Origin of the sequence: Nannocystis punicea (assembly GCF_026965555.1) — a bacterium.
Lineage (GTDB): Bacteria > Myxococcota_A > Polyangia > Nannocystales > Nannocystaceae > Nannocystis > Nannocystis punicea.
Window position 1 is genome coordinate 8,141,236 of record NZ_CP114040.1, and the last position, 19,901, is coordinate 8,161,136.

11 protein-coding genes are annotated in these 19,901 nt (G+C 71.9%); 8 read left to right on the forward strand and 3 right to left on the reverse strand.

Features of this window, described 5'->3' with window-relative positions; translation table 11 throughout:
* Positions 1 to 85: 85 nt before the first annotated feature.
* Complete coding sequence (locus tag O0S08_RS31310) at positions 86 to 1,999, reverse strand: aldo/keto reductase (RefSeq protein WP_269033026.1); 1,914 nt, start codon at positions 1,997 to 1,999, stop codon at positions 86 to 88.
* Between the two features lie 645 nt (positions 2,000 to 2,644).
* On the opposite strand from O0S08_RS31310, the gene O0S08_RS31315 reads away from it, so the two are divergent.
* From O0S08_RS31315 to O0S08_RS31350, 8 genes are all read left to right on the forward strand, one after another.
* On the forward strand, positions 2,645 to 4,993 hold the full coding sequence (locus tag O0S08_RS31315) for a DUF4215 domain-containing protein (protein ID WP_269033027.1): 2,349 nt from the start codon (positions 2,645 to 2,647) through the stop codon (positions 4,991 to 4,993).
* 40 nt (positions 4,994 to 5,033) lie between these two features.
* Positions 5,034 to 7,280 carry a DUF4215 domain-containing protein gene (locus tag O0S08_RS31320; RefSeq protein ID WP_269033028.1) on the forward strand — a complete coding sequence of 749 codons (2,247 nt, stop codon included), beginning with the start codon at positions 5,034 to 5,036 and terminating at the stop codon, positions 7,278 to 7,280.
* Positions 7,281 to 7,315: 35 nt separating this feature from the next.
* Positions 7,316 to 9,673, forward strand: coding sequence for a DUF4215 domain-containing protein (locus O0S08_RS31325; protein WP_269033029.1), 2,358 nt, complete (start codon positions 7,316 to 7,318; stop codon positions 9,671 to 9,673).
* Positions 9,674 to 10,428: 755 nt separating this feature from the next.
* Positions 10,429 to 12,339: an SDR family oxidoreductase gene (locus tag O0S08_RS31330; protein ID WP_269033030.1), complete on the forward strand. Its 1,911-nt coding sequence runs from the start codon at positions 10,429 to 10,431 to the stop codon at positions 12,337 to 12,339.
* A 230-nt stretch (positions 12,340 to 12,569) separates the two neighbouring features.
* Positions 12,570 to 13,031: a carboxymuconolactone decarboxylase family protein gene (locus tag O0S08_RS31335; protein WP_269033031.1), complete on the forward strand. Its 462-nt coding sequence runs from the start codon at positions 12,570 to 12,572 to the stop codon at positions 13,029 to 13,031.
* A 7-nt stretch (positions 13,032 to 13,038) separates the two neighbouring features.
* Positions 13,039 to 13,890: a sigma-70 family RNA polymerase sigma factor gene (locus O0S08_RS31340; RefSeq protein ID WP_269041882.1), complete on the forward strand. Its 852-nt coding sequence runs from the start codon at positions 13,039 to 13,041 to the stop codon at positions 13,888 to 13,890.
* 88 nt (positions 13,891 to 13,978) lie between these two features.
* Positions 13,979 to 15,130: an alpha/beta hydrolase gene (locus tag O0S08_RS31345; RefSeq protein WP_269033032.1), complete on the forward strand. Its 1,152-nt coding sequence runs from the start codon at positions 13,979 to 13,981 to the stop codon at positions 15,128 to 15,130.
* A gap of 136 nt (positions 15,131 to 15,266) precedes the next feature.
* Positions 15,267 to 16,721: a ferritin-like domain-containing protein gene (locus O0S08_RS31350; RefSeq protein ID WP_269033033.1), complete on the forward strand. Its 1,455-nt coding sequence runs from the start codon at positions 15,267 to 15,269 to the stop codon at positions 16,719 to 16,721.
* 65 nt (positions 16,722 to 16,786) lie between these two features.
* Here O0S08_RS31350 and O0S08_RS31355 read toward each other — a convergent pair whose 3' ends face one another.
* Both O0S08_RS31355 and O0S08_RS31360 read right to left on the reverse strand, forming a co-directional pair.
* Positions 16,787 to 17,683 (reverse strand): hypothetical protein, encoded by an 897-nt coding sequence (locus O0S08_RS31355; protein ID WP_269033034.1) that lies wholly within the window; start codon positions 17,681 to 17,683, stop codon positions 16,787 to 16,789.
* Between the two features lie 269 nt (positions 17,684 to 17,952).
* The gene (locus O0S08_RS31360; protein WP_269033035.1) at positions 17,953 to 19,533 is read right to left on the reverse strand and encodes a serine/threonine-protein kinase; all 1,581 of its coding nucleotides are present in this window, start codon (positions 19,531 to 19,533) and stop codon (positions 17,953 to 17,955) included.
* Between the last annotated feature and the right edge of the window lie 368 nt (positions 19,534 to 19,901).

The window sequence follows — 19,901 nt, forward strand, 5'->3', positions numbered from 1 at the left end:
CCGCCCGGTCACGCAAGCGCCGGGCGTCCGATTTTCGCGCGAGAACATGTTTCTCGCGCGAAGACCGGGCCCGCGCGCCGGCGCTTCAGGGCGCCGGGAAGAACTCGTGCGCGTCGACGTACTTGACCCCGAGCGAGCGCGCGAAGTCGCGGTCGCTGTCCATGTCGCCGACCATGATGACCCCCTCGCGCGCGAGGCCGTGGCGCTGGATGAGCGACACGCCGAGGCCGGGCAGCGGCTTGCGGCAGAAGCAGCCGGCCGGGAACGCCGGGTGCGGGCAATACATCACCTCGGCCACCGGCAGGTCCAGGAGCGCGATCGTGCGGGCGAACGCGGCCTCGACCGCCTCCTTGCTGACCGTCCCCGACGCCACCCCGCTCTGGTTGGACACGAAGAACAGCTTGTAACCCTCGTCGACGAAGCGGCGCAGCACCTCGCGACGGTTCGGCAGCAGCTCGACGTCGTCGGGGTCGCGCGGGAAGATCTCGCCGCTCTTCGTCTTGCGCAGCGTGCCGTCGACGTCGAGCAGCAGCCCCTTGCCGGTGAATTGCGGGTCGACGCGGCGGACGAACGGCACCTCCTCGACCACGCCGAAGCCCTCGTCGACGTGCGGCGCCTCGAAGCTCGCGGCCCACTTCGCCATCGCGGCCGGCGGCGGCAGGTTGGGGTCCTCCTTGCCCAGCTCCTTCAATTCGTCGGGCCCGAGCAGCTTGCCGTAGCGCTCGAGGATTCGCAGCACCACGTTCGCGTAGGCCTCGTCGATCGGCGTGGCCATGAATCGACAGCGCACCGGCACCCCGTGCGCGTGCGCCATGCGGATCACCGCATACCGCGACACCCGCGTCGCGTACGTGTTGTCGAGCACCACCCGGCGCTGCCCCGCGGCCAGCAGCTCGCCCAGCTTCGGCACCAGCCCGTCGAGGTCGCCGCCCAGCAGATCGCGGTTGAGCCGGGCATAGCCGCGATCGAGGTAGCGAGCCACCTCCGACGATTTGCCGGCCCCCTGCACGCCCATCATGATCACCGCCTCGGGCTCGTCGCCGGGGCCCTCGCCGGCCGCCAGCGCACGCAGCCCCGCGGGCACCAGCGGCGGCGCGGTCGCGGCCAGGGCCTCGGGCGTCGGCGCGAACGAGATCTTGCTCTCGAGGTCGGTGCGGTCGCGGACCTCGAACGGGACCTTCAGCGCGCGCAGGCTCGACTCGACGCTCGCGCGCTTCGTCGCGCCGAACAGCGGCACCACCGGCGCCCCGAGGTCGAGCAGCGACGCCAGCGCGGCCTCGTGCGGCGTGATGCCGTGGCGCGCCGCGATCGGCTTGACCGCCCGGTTCTTCAGCAGGTTGGCCGTCTTCGCGTGCCCGCCGAGGGGTCGGTGGGCCAGGAACGGTATGCCCATTTGCCGGGCCAATGCCACCAGCCCGTCGACCCCGCTGCCGCGGTCCATCACGCTGAGCTCGTTCTGGATCGCCTGCACCTTGAAGTGGCGCTCGGCCTGGCGCACCTCGGCGATCGACGTGTTCGACAGCCCCAGGTGCTCGATCTTCCCCTCCTTCTGCAGCTCGGCCAGCGCCGCCAGGCTCTCCTCGAGCGGCGTCTTGGGGTCGTTGGCGTGCAGCAGCAGCATGAAGATCCGCTCGACCCCGAGCGCCTTGAGGCTGCCCTCGACCATCTTGCGCAGGTGCTCGCGGCGGCCGTTCGGCACCCACTTGCCCTTCGGCCGCGCGAGCCCGGCCTTGGTGATCACGCGGACCTGCTCGCGCGGCCCGCTCCAGCCGGCGAGCGCCTTGCGGACCAGGTGCTCGCCGTAGTGAAGGTCGCTGTCGGAGAGCGCGTACGAGTCGGCGGTGTCGAGCAGGCGGATGCCCTGGTCGAGCGCGAAGCGAAGGACCTCGAGCGCCTCCGCCTCGCTCGGGCGCCCTTCCGTCGACAAGCGGAGGAGGCCGAGCCCGAGCGGGACTTCGAGGGTACCGAGGACGCCATGGAGGGGGGTTGTGGTGCTCACGGGATCCGTGGCATAGCCCCGATGGAGGGGCGGAATCAACCGCGCACCCGTGAATTGTGAATACCGGCGGCCGGCGCCGCGTGCGTGCGAGGTGCGACCCGCCGGACTTGCCTCACGGTCACGCGGTCCACGTGTACGCGGGCCCTGCAGTCGCAGGCCGGCGGGGTCGACCGGCGCAGGGTCTTCGTGACGGTCGGACCGCGAGCAGCGCTCGAGTCCCATCGCGGTCCGCCGCATCGGCCTCGCTACGGACCCGCCACGAGAGTGACAGTGGCCGGCGAGCACGAAGCCGAAGTGCCGACTCCCGCGGCATCGATCGCACCTCCTTATTAAGCTTTCTGCCTCGCCGACTCGCCGCGACGCGGCGGCCTGGTGCAGGCGAACCATCGGCTCGTCCCCGCACGCCCGCGCGACTCCGACCCGGCCTGCCCGGCCCTGCGGATCGAACCCACATGGCTCGAAGTTCAGGTGTCCGCGCCTCACCGCGAACCTCGGGGCAGCGAAAAAACGAGTGAACCAAATCGCGACGATCGCGGACTCATTCTCGGGCCCGACGCGTTCATGTCGGCCCCCACGCACGCGCCCCGCCTGACGGTCGCGGCGTGGGTCTCGCGTATCCAACCAGTCGATCGGAGTAAAAAACAGATGGCGAACACGAAGAACCTCGGGGCTCGTCGCGCGTACACGTGTGCGCTTGCGACGGCGCTGCACCTTTTGGCCACCGCCTGTGACGGTGGCCTGGACGTCTCGATCAATATCACCAGTCCCTCGCCCGAGCCCCCCTGCGGGGACGGCGAGATCGGGCCGGGCGAAGAATGCGACGACGGGGCCGCCAACGGCAACGACGCCGCCTGCAAGCTCGATTGCACCCTCAACGTCTGCGGCGACGGCCACGTCGGCCCGGGCGAGGCCTGCGACGACGGCGACGACCTCGACGGCGACGAATGCAGCAACAGCTGCGTGGTCGGCCCGTCCTGCGGCGACGGCATCGTCCAGCCCGGGGAGGCCTGCGACGACGGCAACGACGTCGACGACGACGCCTGCAGCAACGAATGCGCCCTCGCGGCCTGCGGCGACGGCGTCGTCCAGCTCGGCGAGGCCTGCGACGACGGCAACAGCGACGACACCGACCTGTGCACCGCCGCCTGCGTGCCCGCCAGCTGCGGCGACGATCACCTTCAACCTGCCACGGGCGAGGAGTGCGACGACGGCGTGGCCAACGGCCCGGACGCGGCCTGTCGGGCCAATTGCCAGCTCAACGTCTGCGGCGACGGCGACCTCGGCCCCGACGAGCAGTGCGACAGCGGCCCGAGCAACGCCGACAACGCCGCCTGCAAGCTCGACTGTACCCTCAATACCTGCGGCGACGGCCAGGTCGGCCCGATGGAGGGCTGCGACGACGGCAACGACGTCGATGACGACGCGTGCAGCAATTCCTGCGTCGTCCCGCTGTGCGGCGACGGCGTCGTCCAGGCCGGCGAGGCGTGCGACGACGGCAACACCGACGATACCGATTCCTGCACGACCGCGTGCACCCTGGCGGCCTGCGGCGACGGCTTCATCCAGGCCGGCGAGGCCTGCGACGACGGCCCGGACAACAGCAATGGTGGCGACTGTACTCTGGCCTGCGCGGTCGCGACCTGCGGCGACGGCCTCGTCCACGATCAGGGCGGCGGCAGCGAGGAGTGCGACGAGGGCCTCACCAACGGCCCCGGCCACGCCTGCCTCGCCGGCTGTATCCTCAACGTCTGCGGCGACGGCGACCTCGGCCCCGGCGAGGCCTGCGACGACGGCAACCTCGCCGGCGGCGACGGCTGCGGCCCGATGTGCACCCTCGAGGCGTGCGGCAACGAGATCGTCGACGCCCTCGAGCAGTGCGACGACGGCCAGGACGGCGATCCCAACGACGAGTGCACCGACGCATGCATGCTGCCGACCTGCGGCGACGGCCTCGTCCAGCCCAGCCTCGGCGAGCAGTGCGACGAGGGGGCCGGCAACAGCGACGGCGGCGACTGCACGACCAGCTGCAAGCTCGCGACCTGCGGCGACGGCCAGGTCCAGCTCGCGGTCGAGCAGTGCGACGACGGTGCCGGCAACGCCAACACCCACGCCTGCAAGCTCGATTGCACCCTCAACTACTGCGGCGACGGTTACGTCGGCCCCGGCGAGGCCTGCGACGACGCCGACGCGATCAACGAGGACACCTGCACCAACGCGTGCAAGCTGCCGACCTGCGGCGACGGCTTCTTGCAGGGCTCCGAGGCGTGCGACCTCGGTCCGCTGAACAGCAACGCCGGCGAGTGCACCCTCGCGTGCACGGTCGCCGTGTGCGGCGACGGCTTCGTGCACGAGGGCGTCGAGCCGTGCGACGACGGCAACGCCAGCAACACCGACGCCTGTCGCAACGACTGCGTGGTAGCGACCTGCGGCGACGGCTTCGTGCGCGCCGGCGTCGAGGCCTGCGACGACGGCAGCAACCTCGACGGCGACCTGTGCAACGCCGATTGCACCAAGCCCAAGCGCGTGTTCATCACCAGCACTGCGTACAGCGGCAGCCTCGACGGCTACCCGAGCGCCAAGGCCCGGTGCCAGACGCGCGCCACCGCGGCCGGCCTGGGCGGCACCTGGGACGCCTGGATCAGCGGCGCCGGCAGCAGCCCGGTGCTGCGATTCGTCAAGTCGACGACGCACTACGCTCTCCTCAACGGCCTGGAGATCGCCCAGACCTGGGAGGACCTGACCGACGGCACCCTCGACGCGCCGATCAACCGCGATGAATTCGGCGCCCTCGTGCCGACGCTCGGCGTGTGGACCGGCACCTCGGCCAGCGGGACCGCCTTGTCCGACAATTGCCTGAACTGGGGCACCTCCAGCTCCGCGTACAAGGGCTACGAGGGCCGCAGCGACGCCACCGACTTCAACTGGACCGCCCGCTCGGTCGCGTTGAGCGCGAACTGCAACATTTTGCAGCGCCTGTACTGCTTCGAGCAATGACCTCGCCCGCCACCTCGACATCTCTGGAGATTTCACCGCCATGTCCATGAAGTTCCGCACCACTCATTCCGTGCACGCGGCCCTGCTCGCGGGCGGGCTGCAGCTCGCGGCCCCGGCCTGCGACAGCGCCCTCGACGTCGCCGTCGACATCAACGTCTCGACCGCCGGCGGAGGCGCCTGCGGCGACGACCACCTCGATCCCGGCGAGCAATGCGACGACGGCGAGGCCAACGGCCCCGGCCAGCCGTGCCTCGCCGACTGCAAGCTCAACGTCTGCGGCGACGGCGACGTCGGCCCGGGCGAGGCCTGCGACGACGGCGAAGACAACGGCCCCGACGCGCCCTGCACCGCTCAATGTCAGCCGGCGGCCTGCGGCGACGGCTTCGTCGGCCCGGGCGAGGCCTGCGACGACGGCAACGCGATCGACACCGACCTCTGCACCTCCGCCTGCGCCCCCGCGGCCTGCGGCGACGGCCACCACCAGCCCGCCACCGGCGAACAATGCGACGACGGCCCGGCCAACGGCCCGAACTCCGCCTGTCGCAGCAATTGCACGACCAACCTCTGCGGCGACGGCGACGTCGGCCCGGGCGAGACATGCGACAACGGCCCGAGCAACGCCGACAACGCCGCGTGTAAAGTCGACTGCACCTTCAATGTGTGCGGCGACGGCCTCGTCGGCCCGATGGAGGGCTGCGACGACGGCAACGCGGTCGACCTCGACGAATGCAGCAACACCTGCGTCGCGGCCACCTGCGGCGACGGCCTCGTCCAGGCGACCGAGGCCTGCGACGACGGCAACGCGATCGACACCGACCTGTGCACCACCGCCTGCACCGCCGCGGCCTGCGGCGACGGCCACGTCCAGCCGGGCGAGGTCTGCGACGACGGCCCCGAGAACAGCGACGGCGGCGACTGCACCCTCGCGTGTGAACTCGCGGTCTGCGGCGACGGCCTCGTCCACGATCAGGGCGGCGGCGCCGAGCAATGCGACGAGGGCCCCGCCAACGGCCCCGGTCAGGCCTGCCTCGCCGATTGCACCTCCAATGTCTGCGGCGACGGCGACCTCGGCCCCGGCGAGGCGTGCGACGACGGCAACCTCACCGCCGGCGACGGCTGCAGTTCGCTGTGCAAGCTCGAGGAGTGCGGCAACGGGATCGTCGATCCGGGCGAGCCGTGCGACGACGGCGCGGACGGCGATCAGAACGACGGCTGCACCGACGAATGTACCCTCCCGGTGTGCGGCGACGGCCACGTGCAGGCCAGCCTGGGCGAGCAGTGCGACGCCGGCGCGGCCAACAGCAACGCCGGCGCGTGCACGCTCGCGTGCAAGCACGCGGTGTGCGGCGACGGCCACGTCCGGGCCGACGTCGAGCAATGCGACGAGGGCGCGGCCAACGGCAACGACAAGCCGTGCAAGCTCGACTGCACCGGCGCGGTGTGTGGCGACGGCATCGTCGGCCCCGGCGAGGCTTGCGACGACGCCGACGAGGACGACGACGACGAGTGCACCAGCGCGTGCAAGGCCATGACCTGCGGCGACGGCGTGGTGCAGGCCGGCGAGGAGTGCGACGACGGCCCCGCCAACGCCAACACCGGCGCGTGCATCCTCACCTGCCTGGAGGCGAGCTGCGGCGACGGCTTCGTCCAGGCCGGCGAGGCCTGCGACGACGGCGACGACGACGACAAGGACGGCTGCAGTAACAGCTGCGAGGTCGCCGTCTGCGGCGACGGCGTGGTGCGGGCCGGCGTCGAGCAGTGCGACGACGGCAACGCCGTCGACGGCGACAGCTGCAGGAACAACTGCACCGTGTCCAAGCGAGTGTTCGTCACCGGCGGCACCTACACCGGCAACCTCGGCGGGCTCGCCGGCGCGAAGGCCAAGTGCCAGGCCCGGGCCGACACTGCCGACCTCGGCGGCACCTGGGACGCGTGGGTCAGCGCCAGCCTCAACGGACCGGCGTCGCGCTTCGTCCAGCCGGCCGGCGGCTATCATCGCCTCGACGGCGTGGTGGTGGCCGACACCTGGGCCGACCTGGTCGACGGCACCCTCGACGCCCCCATCAACGTCAACGAGTTCGGCGGCATCGCCGGCGTCGACGGGGTGTGGACCGGCACCGTGCAGAACGGAGCGGCGGCCGCCTACACCTGCAACAGCTGGACCACGAACGTCCTCGGCAATGGCGCGCACGAGGGTCGGACCGACGTCGTGGGCGCCGGCTGGAGCTACAACGCGTCGCTCACTCAGTGCAACCAACAGCGCCGTCTGTACTGCTTCGAACAGTGACCCACCGCGCGACATCGAATCCAAGGAGAACCGACATGAACAACCAATCCTTTCGTACTACGGTCATTCGCGCGGGCCTGCTCACCGGGGCGCTGCTCCTCTTGGCCGCCGGCTGCGACGCCGACGTCGGCGTGAACCTCGACGTCGAGCCGCCGAACCTCACAGGCGGCGGCGGCGGCGGCAACCTGAGCGTGTGCGGCGACGGCCAGCTCGGCTACGGCGAAGAGTGCGACCACGGCGTGAACAACGGCCCCGGCAAGGTCTGTCGCAGCAATTGCCTGCTCAACGTCTGCGGCGATTACGAGGTCGGCCAGGGCGAGGAGTGCGACGTCGGCCCCGGCAACGGCGACGACAAGGCGTGCACCTCGGTGTGCCTGCTCGCGGTCTGCGGCGACGGCCTGCTCGGCCCGGGCGAGGCGTGCGACGACGGCAACGACGTCGACGGCGACGCCTGCACCAACGCCTGCGTCCTCGCGTCCTGCGGCGACGGCATCGCCCAGCCGCCCGAGGCCTGCGACGACGGCAACGGCGTCGACGACGACGCCTGCAGCAACAGCTGCGTGGCCGCCGTCTGCGGCGACGACGTCCTGCAGCCGGGCGCCGGCGAGGAGTGCGACGACGGTCCGGCCAACGGCCCCGCCGCCGTCTGCCGCCTCAATTGCCTGCTCAACGTCTGCGGCGACGGCGACCTCGGCCCCGGCGAGCAATGTGATAACGGCCCCAACAACGCCGACCACGCCGGCTGCAAGCTCGACTGCACCATCAACGTGTGCGGCGACGGCCACGCGGGGCCGATGGAGGGCTGTGACGACGGCAACGCGGTCAACAACGACGAGTGCAGCAATACGTGCAAGGTCCCGACCTGCGGCGACGCCTTCGTCCAGGCCACCGAGGCCTGCGACGACGGCAACACGTCCAACACCGACTACTGCACCAACACCTGCGCCGCCAAGGCCTGCGGCGACGGCTACGTCCAACCGGGTGAATTTTGCGACAAGGGCGCCGCGAACAGCAACGGTAACCAGTGCACCCTCGCCTGCAAGAACGCCGCGTGCGGCGACGGCCTGCTCTACAACCAGGGCAACGGCAAGGAGCAGTGCGACAACGGCCCGAACAACGGCGCGAACAAGGCCTGCCTCGCCAATTGCAAGCTCAACATCTGCGGCGACGGCGACCGCGGCCCCGGCGAGGCCTGCGACGACGGCAACCTCGTCGCCGGCGACGGCTGCAACCCCTTGTGCGTGCTCGAGGAGTGCGGCAACGGCGTCCTCGATCAGGGCGAACAGTGCGACGACGGCGCGGATCACGACCAGGAGGACGGATGCACCGATCTGTGCCGCTTCCCGGCGTGCGGCGACGGCTTCACCCAGCCGAGCCTCGGCGAGGAGTGCGACGCCGCCAACACCAACAGCGACAGCGGCACGTGCACCCTGAGCTGCAAGCACGCCACGTGCGGAGACGGCCTCCTGTGGCTCGGCGTCGAGCAGTGCGACGGCGGCGAGGACAACGGCGAGGATCAGCCCTGCAAGCCCGACTGCACCGGCGGCATCTGCGGCGACGGCTTCCTCTCGCCCGCCGAGCCGTGCGACGACAACAACCTCGTCAACGAGGACGGGTGCACCAACGTCTGCAAGCTGCCGACCTGCGGCGACGGCTTCCTCCACCCCGGCGAGCAGTGCGACGAGGGCGCGGGCAACGACAACAACGGCACCTGCACCCTCGCGTGCAAGCTGCCGGCCTGCGGCGACGGCTTCCTCCAGGCCGGCGAGGCCTGCGACGACGGCGACCTCGTGCAGACCAATGACTGCCTGAACAACTGCCAGCTCCCGGTGTGCGGCGACGGCTTCGCCTGGACGGGCCACGAGACCTGCGACGACGGCAACGCCGTCCAGGGCGACGGCTGCTTCGCGTGCGCGGCCGCGAGGCGGGTGTTCGTCACCAGCACCACCTACGACGGCAACCTCGGCGGCTTCGCCGGCGCCGCGGCGAAGTGCCAGGAGCGGGCCATGGCGGCCGGCCTCGGCGGCACCTGGGACGCGTGGCTCAGCACCGACGCCAGCGACCCGCTGACGCGCTTCGTCCCGTCTCTGGCCGGCTACAAGCGGCGGGGGGACAACCTCACGGTCGCCAACGACTTCGCCGACCTGACCGACGGGACGCTCGACAACGCCATCTACTACAGCGAACTCGGCAGCTCCGTCGGCACCGCGGATGTCTGGACCGGCACCAGCGCCTCCGGCACGGCCCTCACCACCACCTGCACCAACTGGACGTCGAACAACGCGGCGGTCAACGGAAGGTCCGGCCGGACCAGCTTGACCGCCACGACGTGGACCGACTACGCCACCGGCGCTTGCAACACCCTCCGCCGCCTCTACTGCTTCGAGATCTAGAAGCAGTCGAGCTCATTCTCGGGTCTTCCGGGCGCTCACGAGCGCTCGGAAGCGCGTCTCCACGGCGTGGGACTCGCTCGCGGTCCTGTTCGCCGAACGCATCGTCCGCGGAAGAATGTCCTCCACCGCAAGGCCCCATGCCGGCGAGGCGGGCCAGGGTCGGCGAGAGTATCGCTCCACTGGCGACGGCGCGGACTACCTGTCGACATACGTCCTGCTCGACCGATCATCGATCGGGAAACCACTCGCCACCTCGGACGGACCCGTCGCCGACCCAGCCTGCGGCAGCTGACGAGCCGCCCTCTGGGCCGCGACGAGCGCCGATTGGGGCGCGGCGGGCGCCCCGCGCCAGCAAATCATGCAGTCTGGTGGATCCCCGGGCTCCCCCCGGTGGACCCCGAATGGGGTTTATCGTCCTCGCGTCCCACGTCCGCGGGCTCGGTCGGAGCCCGTGACAGGATTGGTGCGAGGGTGTGGCCAATCGCGAGGACGGACGACGTTACGTCCGTTTCACCCGGGACGCGGATTCACGTCCCGCGAGCTGCGCACCCACACCCGGGGCGGCGGTGGCAGCCGCTTTCTTCACACGCGTGACTAAATTGTCTCTACCTTTATTGGTCGCGCTGTGTATAATCATAGTCAGCGCTGAAAAGCAGCGCAGCCACCGCCGCCCTCCCCCCTGCGGCGTCGGGGCGATCATTGCAAAAACCGTGGACGGCCCATCCGGGCCTGGAACTCGCGAAAAGGAGGACGGGATGACGACGTCGAGCGATTCTTTCATCGATTCTGTCTGGCGTACGTCCTCCGGCGGCGCCGCGGTCGGCGACCTCCGCGCCGCGATCGCGGAGATCGAGGCCGTGTTGCTGGCCAGCGGTCTCCTCACCGGCGCGGCCGTGACCGTCCACGAGGGCTCGCAGGGCGGCAAGATCCTCGTCGCCCACCTGGTGCCGCGCGCCCCCGCGAATTTCCGCCCGGCAGTGTTGCTCGAGCGCCTGCGAGACGAGCTGTCGGGCTGTCCGCTGCCCTCGCGCTTCGTCCTCCTCGACGCGCTGCCGCTCGATCTCGACGGCGAGATCGATCGCGAGGCCCTCGTCGAGGGTCAGCCGCAATCGGGCGTGTTCAGCGCCGCGCCGATCATCGCTGCCACCTACGACCCGCTCACGGCCCAGCTGGCGGCGCTCTGGGCCGACATCCTCGGGATCGCGGTGGTCCTCCCGGACGACGATTTCTTCGACCTGGGGGGCGACTCCTTGCGGGCCGCGCGCCTGGTCCTGCGAATCGCCGACGCGTACCACGTTCAGTTCCCGGTCCACGCGCTCTACGAGGCCCGCACCTTGCGGGCGTGCGCGACCGTGGTGCAGCGGGCGCAGCGCGGGGAAGAGGCGCTGAGCGGCACGGGGCCGGAGCAATGGCAGGCCGACGCGCGCCTACCTGCGGACATCCTGGCCCTGATCGAGACCACGGCCACCCGGGAGCGCGCCCCCGTCGACGCGTGGCGCTCCGGGGAGGTCTTCCTCACCGGCGCGACCGGCATCCTCGGGTCGTTCCTGCTGCGCGACCTCCTCACGTCGACCACCGCCTGCGTCCATTGTCTGGTGCAGGCCAACAATCGCCAGGTCGGCTTGCTCCGCTTGCGGCAGGCGCTCAGCAAATATGGTCTCTGGCAGGAGTCGTTCGCGTCGCGGATCCACGTCGTCCCCGGCGACCTCCGGCGGCCGCGCTTCGGGCTCGACGCCCCCGCCTTCGAGGCGCTCGCGTACATGGTCGACGCGGTGTTCCACGCCGGCGAACACGTCAACTTCGTCGAGCCCTACCTGAGCCATCGCGCGACCAATGTCGGGGGCACCGCCGAGGTGCTCCGCCTGGCCGCCACGGGCGTGCCGAAGCCGGTCCACCACGTGTCGTCGATCATGGTGTTCGGCCCGAGCGGGTTCTTCGGCGGCGCCCGGCGGATCCACGAGGACGACGACCTCGACGAATCTCTGCAGTACCTGTCGTTCGACCTCGGCTACACGGCGAGCAAGTGGGTCGCGGAGACCATGGTGTGGGAGGCCGCGCGCGCGGGGCTGACTGTGACGGTGTACCGCCCCGGCTTCCTCGCGGGCCACAGCGGGACCGGGGCCGGCAACCCCGACGACTTCATCGGCCGCCTGGTGCGCGGCGCGATCCAGATCGGCGCATTCCCGGATCTGCCGCGCCAGCGCATGGAGTTCGTGCCGGTCGACCACGCCAGCCGCGCGATCCTGCATATCGCCGAGCAGGCCGATCATCAGAACCGGGCCCACCACCTGGTGCCGCCCGATCCGTCGCTGTCGATCGATCTCAACGACTTCTTCTACCTGGTCGCCAGCTTCGGCTATCGCCTGTCGCGCCGGCCCTACCGACAATGGCTCGAGCGCATCCTGCAGGACTGCCGCGAGCGCGACAACCCGCTGTGTCCCCTGCTGCCGATGCTGTCCGAGCGCGTGTACAAGGGCGAGCTCACCCGCTGGGAGCTCCACGAGGACATGCCGGCCTACGACATGGCCAACGCCCTGTGGGCGCTCTCCAGCAGCGACCTCGAGTTCCCCGTGATCGATCGGCCGCTGATGGCGAAGTACCTCCGCCGCTGGCTCGCCGCCGATCGCCTGCCCGCGGTGCGCGCGACGGCGGCCGGTCGCTGGTGAGCCCGCAGGGCGAGCCGGCGCCGCTCGCCCGCCAGTCGACGTGCGGTTCGTCATGGGGCGGCGCCCTCGCTCGCGGCCGGGCCTCGCCCCGCGCCGTTCGTCGGAGCCGCCGAACCCCGCGCTGCGGGCCGCGGACGGGCCGCGTCGAAAAAATTCGCCGGCCGTGTCACAACCGGCACCGGCTACTTCGTCTTGTCCTTGCGCGTGCAGCGAGCACGCGGGAGACGAACATGACCCCACGACTGCAGAATCCGTTCAAACTCGCCCCCGAGGGCACCAAGGCGATGATGGCGCTGGAGGCGAGCTTCAAGTCGAGCGGCCTCGAGCACAGCCTGATGCACCTGGTGAAGCTGCGCGCCTCGCAGATCAACGGCTGCGCCTTCTGCATCCACATGCACGCGACCGACGCCCGCAAGGAGGGCGAGACCGAGATGCGGCTCTACATGCTCAACGCGTGGCGCGAGTCGCCCCTGTACACCCCGCGGGAGCGCGCCGCGCTGGCCTGGACCGAGGCCCTCACGCGCCTGGCCGACACCGGCGCGCCCGACAGCGACTACGAGCTGGTCAAGGCGCAGTTCAGCGAGGCCGAGCAGGTCCAGCTGACCCTGCTGATCGGCGCCATCAACGTGTGGAACCGGCTGCAGGTCGGCTTCCGCGCGGCGCACCCCGTGGAACCGAGTGCAGCTCGCTGACGACGGGATGGACGCCTTCGAGGCGCAGCGGCCCCGGCTGCAGCGCCTCGCGTATCGCATGCTCGGCTCGGTCGCCGAGGCCGAGGACGTCGTGCAGGACGCGTGGCTGCGCTGGCACAAGATCGAGGCGCCGGTCGACGCCCCCGCCGCGTACCTCCACCGGGTCGTCGCGCGGCTCTGCCTCGATCGCATGAAGTCGGCGCGCGCCCGGCGAGAGACCTACGTCGGCGCCTGGCTGCCCGAGCCGTTGCTCGCGCCCGAGTCCGACCTCGACGACGATCTGACGCTCCCCCTGATGCTGGCGCTCGAGCGCCTGTCGCCGCTCGAGCGCGCCGCGTTCCTCCTGCACGATGTCTTCGACGTCGCGCTCGGCGAGATCGCCAGCACGCTCGACCGCGACGCCGCGGCCGTGCGCCAGCTGGCCGCTCGCGCGCGCAAGCACGTGCAGGCGGCCCGGCCGCGCTACCGCGTCGAGCAGGCCGAGGCCCACCGGATCGCCGAGGCCTTCTTCGTCGCCTCGCGCGACGGCGACCTGCAGGCCCTGCAGACGATTCTGGCCGAGGACGTGGTGATCCACGGCGACGGCGGCGGCCGTGTGCTCGCCTTCCGCAACCCGATCCGCGGCCTCGCGCGCGTGCTTCGCCTGTACGCCGGGCTCCGCCGCAAGTTCACCGAGCCGCCCACCATGCTGCGCCCGCTGGTGATCGACGGCCTGCCCGGCTACGCCAGCATCGAGCGCGGCCGCGTGTTTCAGACCACCGCGCTCGAGCTGCGCGACGGCAGGGTCGCCGCGGTCTACATCGTCCGCAACCCCGACAAGCTCCGCCACGTCGCCGCCTCCCTCGACGCGAAGCCGTAGGGCGATCGCGACTGTCCCGAGAGACAGGTTCAAAGACCGAGCGGGCCCTCCGCTCGCTCCGAGGGCGCGCCGGGTGTAGATTCGCGGCATGAGATGGACCCGCCTCCTCGCAGCGCTCGCGGCGACGCTGTGCGCGTGCGCCCGCCCCACGCGCTCGCCGACGATCGCCCCGATCGAGCGCGCGCTCGCCTCGGAGCGACCACGGTTCGAACCGTTCACCCTGCGCTCCGAACGGCTCTCGCTATTCGCCGGCCGCGACGTGACGTTCGAGGCGATGGTCCTGACCCCGGCGAACTACGACCCCGCGTGCGGCGGGCCGGCGCTGTACTTCCTCCACGGCTTCGGCAGCAGCGCCCTGCGCACGGGGGCGGGTTACACGGGCGACGTGCTCGCGCGCGACGAGGCCGGCGTCGCGCCGCCGCTGATCCGCGTGTTCCTCGACGCCAACCACCCGCTGGGCCACCACGTGTTCGCCGACTCGGCCAACACCGGGCCGTGGAGCACCGCCCTCGTCGAGGAGCTGCTCCCGGCGATCGAGGCCCGCTACGGCGCGCTCCCCGAGCCCTCGGCCCGCTTCCTCGGCGGCCACAGCAGCGGCGGCTGGGCGAGCCTGTGGCTGCAGATCGATCACCCCGAGACGTTCGGCGGCGTGTGGAGCCTCGCCCCCGATCCGGTCGACTTTCACAGCTTCACCAACGTCGACCTGTACGGCGACGACAACATGTACCGCGCGCCCGACGGCGACGCGGTCCCGCTGGTGCGCGAGGGCGCGAAGGTCGTCACCACCCTCGAGACCTTCGTCCGCGCCGACCCGGAGGGCCGGCGGATCTACGCCAGCTTCGACGCGGTGTTCAGCCCGCGCGGGCCCGGCGGTCCGGTGCCGCTGTTCGACCGCGAGACCGGGCGGATCGATCGCGCGGTGGTCCGGAGCTGGGAGCAATACGACATCGCGGCCCGGCTGCGCCGCGAGTGGCCCACTCTCGGCCCGCGGCTCGGCGACAAGCTGCACGTGATCGTCGGCCTGGAGGACACCTATTACCTCGAGGCGCCGGTGCGCCTGCTCGCCCAGGCGCTCGCGCAGCTCGGCGGCCGCGCGGACATCGTGTTCGTGCCCGGCCGCGCTCACGTCGACCTGTTCGACCCTCACCCCGAGCTGTACCCCGGAGGTCTCCTCAAACGCATCGAGGACGAGATGTGGACGAACTTTCGCGCGACCCACCCGCGGCCGCGCTGCCCCTGACGCACCCGCCCACGCTGCCCCGGCGGAGCCGCGCAGGATCGAGGGCCGCTCCCGCTGCGACCGACAGGTGCAGACCGACGGCGACCTCGGGCCGATTCGCTTGACCGCGGCCCCGCCCGCCGTCTCTACTCGCCCCATGACGTTATTGCTTACGAGTATCGTCGGCGTCCGCCGGTCCCTGTTCTCCGTCCTGGGCCTGCTGGTCGCGTGCGGCCCGACTTCGGCGGGGACGGACAGCGACGGCGGCAGCGACGGCAGCAGCAGCAGCACGGCCTCCACCACCCCGACGACCCCCACCACGGCCAGCGACAGTCCGCCCGCGTGCGACGGCGAGCTCGTCGAGATCGCCCAGGCGCACGTCGAGCCGACCACGCCCTCGGGCTACCAGCAATGCGACGACGGCATGATCCACCGCGCCGAGGCGCGCGAGTGCCTGATGCCGGCGACGCCCACGAGCTGCCCCGGGACCGGCGGCGGCGAGTGCAAGACCAACGAGGATTGCACCGAGCAGCCGTTCGGCTCGTGCCAGCTCAACAGCGGCGACATCGACTCCGCGGACTGCGCCTGCGTCTACGGCTGCCGCACCGACGCCGACTGCGACGTCGGCGAGGTGTGCCGCTGCGCCGGCGCGGGGCTCGGCCAGGCGACGCGCTGCATCTCGGCCCAATGCACGCTCGACGCCGACTGCGGCGGCGTCCTGTGCGGCCTGTCGCCGGACGACTGCGTCAACTCGCCCGTGCAGGCCTGCCAGACCCCGCAGGACAGCTGCGACCAGCAGTCCGACTGCGGCGTCCCGTGCGTGTTCGCGGACGATCGCTGGCAGTGCCAGACGGACTTCTGCGGGCGCCCCTTCGTCGTCGCCGGCGCGCCCGCACGCGCCCCCGCGATCGCGCGCGACGACTGGCGGGCCCTCCTCGCCGCGCCGTCCGCCCCGCCCGCCCTGCGCCGCCGCCTCGCCGCCCACTGGACCCGCATCGCCGGCTTCGAGCACGCGTCGGTGGCCTCGTTCGCCCGCTTCATCCTCGACCTGCTGACCCTCGGCGCCCCGCCCGAGCTGGTGCTCGCGGCCCAGCAGGCGCTCGCCGACGAGGTCGAGCACGCGCGCATCGGCTTCGCGCTGGCCAGCCTGTACGAAGGGACAGGCGTCGGCCCTGGCCCGCTGCCGACCGCCGACGCGGACCCCCGCGCCGACCCGGACGCCCTGATCGCCGCGGCGATCGCCGAGGCCTGCGTCGCCGAGACCCTCGCCGGCCTCGAGCTGCTCGAGGCCGCCGCCCACGCCGCCGACCCCGGCCTGCGCCGGGTGCTCGCGCGGATCGCCGGCGACGAGCAGCGCCACGCCGAGCTCGGCTGGCGGTTCGTCCGCTGGGCCCTGGAGGGCGCCGACGCGCCTCGGCGCGAGCGGGCCCGGGCGGCCTTCGCCGGGGCGATCGCGCAGGCAGAGGCTGAACTTTCGCACATGTCCGAATTGCCAGCCGACCCGGAGCTGCGCGCGCACGGGGTCGTCGACCCGCCGCTGCGCGCCGCTGCGTGGCGCCGCGGCCTCGACGCCCTGGTCCGCCCGGCCGCCGCCGCCGTGTGCGCCGCCTGAGCGCCGCGGCGGTGGTTATCACCAGGCTCATGGGACATGTCCCATGAGCCATCAACATCCTCGCCTCAGCCGCCGAGGCGTACCCGCCGCAGCGCGACCTCCTGCTCGTCGCTGTGATGGCAGCAGTAGCCGACCTCGACCCGCGCCGCGTCGATGGCGAACGCGTGCTCCTCGTCGATCGGCAGCGCCCCGCGGTGGCCCGAGAAGATCACGACCGACGGGCCCTCGGGGATCGCGATCTCGATCGCCGCCGGCGTGATCACGTCGAGCGCCTCCCCGCAGGCCGGCACGATCGAGTGGCCGAGCGGCTCGAACACGCTGCCGAGGCCGTTGTCGAACCCGCCGCGGACTGCCACCGCCAGGATCGAGTCGTCGAGCCGCTGCAGGCGGACCGCCTGGAACACCGAGAACTCCTCGGATTGGCCGACGTACAGCTTGACCTCGTCGTCCGCCGCCCAGTCGACCTCGCCCTCGGGCGCCGCCGCGATCTTGAACGTCGCCGTCTGCGGCGCCCCGTCGAGCTCGCACGCCAGCTCGGTCGTCACCGTCCCCGCGTCGACCGCCACCGACGCGACCGTGCACGTCAGGTCGGCCTTGAAGTTGGCGAAGTTCTCGGTCGGCAGCCAGCCCGGCCCCTCGATCGAGAACGCGGCCGAGACCGCCGGATCGGCCGGCGCGACGCACTCCTCGGGGAGGTCGGGGTCCGGGCCGGTGTCGTCGGTCCCGGCCGTGTCGTCGGTGGCCGCGGTCACCTCGCCGTCCGTCTCGGTCTCGGTCGGCTCGGGCTCGCTCCCCGTCGCTTCGGGCTCGGTCGCGGGTGCGACCGTCGGATCGTCATGGGTCGCGCCCGACGGGTCGCCCTCGGTCGCCGCGGTCTCGGTGGCGGGATCGGTGTCGGTCGCGCTGTCGGAGCCCTCCTTGGGCGTACAGGCGGCGACGGCGACGAACAACGAAGCGAACATCACGGATTCAAGCGAAGCCAAGCGCATGCAAAGAAACATGCCCCGGCCCCTCGTCCCCGTCAAGCTCGCGCGCCTCGCATTGCACGTACCGCCCCGCGCGCCCGAGCGCGACACGAATGTCATGACCGACATTCGTGTCACGGTGTCATCAATCACCGACGCGCCCCGCGAATCAACGCACCCCGCTCACCCGCGCGAATCAGCGGCAGGACCGGCCTCGCCTGGCGCCGATCCCCGAACTGGACCGACGCCGATCCGCGAGGGTCGAATCACTCGTCGACGCGCCGCTTGCAGAGCTTCAGCCAGTCCTGCACCTCGGGGTCGCGCAGGCTGGAGCCGATGGCGATGCAGTCGGCGAAGTCGCCGAGCTCCATCGCGGCCTTGGTCTGCAGCTTGCGCCGCTCCGGGTCGGACGCCCAGCACTCGCGGTGGCGGCTCTGATCGCGCAGGACGCTCCAGCGCTGGGTGCGACGCGCCTCCTCGGCCTTCGAGCGGATCCGCTGACAGCGGACAGTCAGATGCGCCGCATCGGTCGCGGCGTTCGGCTCGGCCTCCGCGGCGGGCGCAGGCGGGGCCGCGGCGCTCCCCACGGGCGCGGGTCGGCGGGCCTGGCTCTTGGCGTTCGCGTCGGGCCGTCGCGGCTCGGGCTCGGGTGCAGGCGCGGGCGCGACCGCAGGCGTCGGCGGCGGGACGACGACCTCCGCGACCTCGCGCGCCGGCGTGGGCACGGGGGCCGTCGGGATCGGCGCGCGCCCTTCGGGCTCGGCCTCGAGCGCCGCCTCGGGCCTCACCCACACGAACGCGGCGACGGCCACCAGCAGCACGCCGACCGCGACGGCGATCCACCGCCGTCCCGACGGGGCCGGCACGCTCACGGGAGGTTCGGTCGGCGGTTCGATGGGCGCCGCGCTGGCCACGAACGGGAGCGGCGCCTGCGGGTGGCGCAGGTCGGCGAGGACCTCGTCGAGGCGGGCCGCCAGCGCCTCGCCGCTGGCCGGGCGCGCCGCCGGATCGATGCTCAGGCAGTCGGCGATCAGCTGCACGAGCCGGGCCGGCAGACCGGGCCGGCGCGCGTCGATCGACGGCGCGGGGTGCAGCAGCTTGAAGTTGAGCAGCTCGAACGTGTGCCGCGCGGTGAACGGCAGCGAGCCGGTGAGCATCTCGTAGAGCATCACGCCGACCGCGTAGACGTCGATCGCCGGGTTCGGCGCCACGCTGGTCGCCTGCTCGGGCGCCATGTAGTCGGCGTCGGTCCGGTGAGCCCCCGCCTCGCTCGCGTGCTCGACCACCCCCGCGTTGAGCGCGACCTTGGCGGCGAGCCCGAAGTCGATGAGCTTGACGACCTCGCCGTTCGGCTCGCTCGCCAGCATGACGCTGCTGGGCTTGAGGGCGCGGTGGACGATGCCCGCCCGGTGCGCCGCCGCGAGGCCCAGCGCCGCCTGGCGCATCAGCACGCACGCGCGGTCCGCCTCGAACACGAGCACCTCCTCGAGCTCGCGCGCGAGGTTGTGGCCCTCGAGGTACGCCATGACGACGAACAGGCGGCCGTCGGCCAGCTCCCCGGCGTCGAACACCTGGACGATGTGGGGGTGCCCGAGCGCGCCGGCCTTGCAGGCCTCGACGCGGAAGCGCCGGGCGATCGAGGCCCGGGAGCTCGGCTCGGCGTGCAGCACCTTGATCGCCACGGTGCGCTGCAGCTCGACGTGCTCGGCGAGGTACACCGCGCCCATCCCGCCCTCGCCGACCACCTCGAGGATCCGGTAGCGCCCATCGAGCAATGTCTCCGGGGACATGTCCTTGTCGACAGGTGCAAGGAGCTCGTCGGACGCACTGGCTTCGGGGTTGTCCATCGGCGGATCCGAGCGAGCGTCCGAGGTTACCACGCTGCCCGTGTGGGACGCAGTCTCCGCGCCCCGTACCCGCAGCGCGAGGACGCGATCGCGTCTGCGGCCGCGGATGCTCGATCCGCGAGGATCTCGAGCGTCGACACTTCGGCGCGCCCCGGGATGACCGCCGTCCACTCGCGCGCATGGGCCCGCTCGCGGGGCACCTCCTGCCGCGAAATCACCACACGCCGGCCCTGCCCCACGCCTGGCGATCGCCGCGCGCCCTCGCCCATCCGGACCGCTCGACGCGTCGTACACCGCGGCACAATGGATCCGACCGCGACGGCCACCGCCCGTGCGACCCGCATCGATCTCGCCGCGGCGATCCATCG